At 49.7% G+C, this 1,678-nt stretch carries 1 protein-coding gene; it reads right to left on the bottom strand.

Features of this window, described 5'->3' with window-relative positions; genetic code table 11:
* Positions 1 to 29: 29 nt before the first annotated feature.
* Entirely contained in the window at positions 30 to 1,529 is a 1,500-nt protein-coding gene (locus DXZ20_RS37010; protein WP_163697845.1) for an ISKra4 family transposase, read from the bottom strand.
* Between the last annotated feature and the right edge of the window lie 149 nt (positions 1,530 to 1,678).

Raw genomic sequence — 1,678 nt, 5'->3', positions numbered from 1 at the left:
ATGGGTGCGGCTCTTTTTAAGTAAAGCAATTAAGATGCCAACAATCTTTCAGGATCTTGAAACTTGCTGACATGATTGCGTTTGAATTCCTGCAGTTTGTGAAACTCCCAATACTCATCGAAATCATCACTGGCCCTGAGCGCTCTAATTCTGAGGACGGCCTCAGCTCGGTCAAGTCGCCAACGAGCCCCAGTAATGGCCATGCGGTCATTAACCAAATGTCGGCAAGCCCCTTCAATCACGCCTGAGGCAATCGGATAGCCCTGCTCTAAATACTGGTCATAGTGCAGAAAGGGGCGATACTTCAACAAATAGTCGGCACATTTATCTGCGTTCTCTCTCTTCTTTTTGGATAAATTTTGCAGGGTGGCACTACGTCGAATCCCTGCTGCTACGTCACTGGCTTGGCCGTTGAGGATCCGTAAGGCTCGCTCCTGTACCCACCGTTCTGCCTCCTCACTGCCGGAGGCATGAAAGCAAAAAGCGGCTTTCCAAACATATTCCAACACATGAATGAAATCGATCACAATCGTTACCGCCACAGAGTGTTGTTTGGCGGTGGCTTTAATCGTATTCAACTGATGGAGTTCACCATCGACCAGCACGACCCAAGTTCTTTGATGCTCAGGGTCTCTACTAATGGCCTCATCAAAGGCACTGGCAATCATGCTCTTGGCATCTTGCCTAACACTAGCCCACACCCGTTTGTCACTGATAGACGGTCGCTTGGGCGGCTCTCTCTGGTCACCAATAATATCGTCAGGTTGACGGGAATAGGGGGGCACATGATAGACGGAGGCCACCATCGCCATCCGCTTGCGATTGCGTTTTTGACCGGGACTTAAGCGAGTCTGATGCGATTGTGCCGATTGTTGTGCTGCTTTAGCCGTCGCCTCTCTGAGATCATCGGGATGCATGACGATGCCTTTGCTATCGGTGGTGAGTACCAATAAATCATCCGCAGCCGCAGTCTCGGTCCCACTGCGTTGGGTATAGAAGTCCTCAAAGTCCTGAGCCACTGACACCGTCACCTCTTCGCATTGACGCTTGCCAACCTGTCCACCCGTGGTTTTGGCAATGGTTTGACTGGTTTCGGAAAACGATACTTTCGAGGCCTCTTCGGCCACACGCCGTCGCAACTCATCAGAATACTTATCAGGGGCCAAATTGAGCTTCCCGTCGCTCGGATAGAGGGCACTCACATTAGGCGTTTGCGTGCTGTAGCCCACACGGGGGACGACCACTCCACCGAACAGAGTTTCGAGTTGGCGCTGGGTCCGTTTGCGACGATGCGGTCGCTTTTCTCCATCGGTCCCATAGACTTCGCTTTGATAGCTCTCTTGTTGGTAGCGTAAGTCTAGATGTCCTTGCAATAATCGTCTGAGCAGTTCGGTGCCATGCTCATTGATATAGCGTTCTATCTCGCCATGTTCCCAGTCTTGAGCATCCTCTGAACTCAACGTCTTGATAAGCTCCTGATACTGCTCGTAGGCCTGTTCAAAGGTCTTTTGTTCTATGGTAGAAGACATGACTGATGAGAATGTTCGTAGAACAAACCAGGTTATAACCTATCTCTCAAAAAATGGATAAGTCTATACTCTGACTTCCTAATACATACCAGAACCTACTGGAGTCCATATTCTTCATGACAAAATTTTACTTTGAAAGAGCCGCACCC

The sequence above is a fragment of the Adonisia turfae CCMR0081 genome (genome assembly GCF_011009555.1).
Taxonomy (GTDB): domain Bacteria; phylum Cyanobacteriota; class Cyanobacteriia; order Phormidesmidales; family Phormidesmidaceae; genus Leptothoe; species Leptothoe turfae.
This window is presented reverse-complemented; position numbering and strand designations above follow the sequence as displayed.